This is a genomic window from Acinetobacter sp. 228 (assembly GCF_048147885.1).
On the sequence record NZ_JAYWYV010000140.1, the window covers coordinates 1 to 1,751 of the forward strand.

1 protein-coding gene is annotated in these 1,751 nt (G+C 41.7%); it reads right to left on the reverse strand.

Annotation, left to right across the window (positions count from 1 at the left end; all coding sequences use genetic code 11):
• Positions 1-383 precede the first annotated feature (383 nt).
• Positions 384-1,553: a MobA/MobL family protein gene (locus tag VXQ92_RS16730; protein ID WP_416682578.1), complete on the reverse strand. Its 1,170-nt coding sequence runs from the start codon at positions 1,551-1,553 to the stop codon at positions 384-386.
• Between the last annotated feature and the right edge of the window lie 198 nt (positions 1,554-1,751).

A 1,751-nucleotide genomic window follows, 5' to 3' on the forward strand; every position in this document is an offset into this window, starting at 1 on the left:
TCCAGAGGATTTAAAAGCATTTAAAAGTATTAAAAATAATTAAAAGCTCAGGATAGGAAAAATTGCCCTATGTTTTCGCTACGCTCAAACTCTATTGAACTTCGCTTACGCTCAGTTCGAAGGGGCAATTTTTGGGTTAATCTCGTGATAACTTCAAAAAAGCAAAAGCAACTCGGAATTCGCTTCGCTCATAAGTTTTTTATACTCGCTTCGCTCGACCTAGATGCAAATTAAATCTGTTCGCACCCTCCGGGATGCTCTGTATCTCAGTCTCAGCAGCAAAGGGGAGTTTGTAATCAGGGAAAAAGCATGGCAAAAATTTTAATTGTGTCTGTTCGCTCGTAGACACTCGCTCTGTAAACTTTGGATAAAACCAACTGAGCTTAAAAACCAGGGCCACCGTAATCATAATCATCAGCTTTAGGTTGTACTGGTTCTGATTGAGTGCGTTTGGGAGGCGTATTTTGTATAGGTAATACGTATTCAGGAAGTGAATGCACCTCGAACTCAAAACAGTGGGTACTGTTACGTCTTGAGTCTTCTAGTTTTTCATTCATTTCGTAGATGGACCAAGCTTCTTGTTTAAGTATAGGGCCTTGGTTTTTGATAATTTCATTCAAATCATTTTTTAGTTTGTCCTTATTTGTTGCATTATTGATTAAGTAATTCAGGTAATACATGACTTCCAATGATGAAATTGGGTTGTTTTCAGCACTATAAAAATATTCATGTTGTTGATCTAATTGCTTTTGGCGTTCTTCGAGTTCTCGTTCTTGCTGGTTGTGTTCTCTGATTTTTTGGATTTGGGCGAGATATTCCGCTGTCGCATTTTGTTGTCCAACGCCTAGTTTTGGCTCTGGAAGGTATAGCGTGCTGTGGATCTCGTTATATTTTTCATAGCTGTCTGCTGAAACCTGATTTTTGATGGTGATGTCTTGGCCATCCAGTGTGTAGGTGACGGTCGGGCAGTGCTGTGCAAGGGCATCATTCAAATGATTTTCCCATTGTTTTCGGATATAGATCAAAAAAGTGGAATAGTCTTCATGGCCATCTTGAAGTTGGATTTTTTTGGCACCGCCTTTGGCTGGATCTTGAGGGTTATAGCGTTTGAAGTACTGTTCTGCGCTGCGTTCAATGCCGTCATCCGCTTTTAGCGAGAACATCAGATGACAATGAGGCTGATCTTCGCCACTGATACGTGATTTTACGTTGTGTATGGCGTATGAGTGCGGATATTGCTGTGGAACTATATGTTTGTCTAAAAACGTCTCTATGAGCGTTTTACGCTGTTCTGACGTGAACTCATTCGGTAGGGCAATTTCATACTCCATGTAGGCCTTGGCATTGGCTCGTTCATACGTATCTGCTGCCTGCCAAAAATCAATGGGATCTTTTACAAAGGCAGGCATACATCGACCAGGTTCAATATGTTCTATGGTCTCATTGCTGGTTTTGCGGATGCCTTCATACTGCATCAGCCGGGAAATGTAGAGATAATGGCCGGTCGCATAGCCCTTATTTTTGCTTTTGACGCTGAAGTGGTAGCTGGCCATGTTCACCTCTGCTGGGTTGTGGGTTCGGTTTTTATGCAGTGAAACGGAATGAAAACCGCCCGGATTTGAAATGCCTGTATGGCTGAAAAATCCGGTTGAAGGGGGTCAAGGGGGAAGCGCCCCATTGCGTACGAGTTTCTCCGATGAGGAGAAACTGTCAAGTGCGAATTATTTAATATAAAAATAAAAATTCTTTTC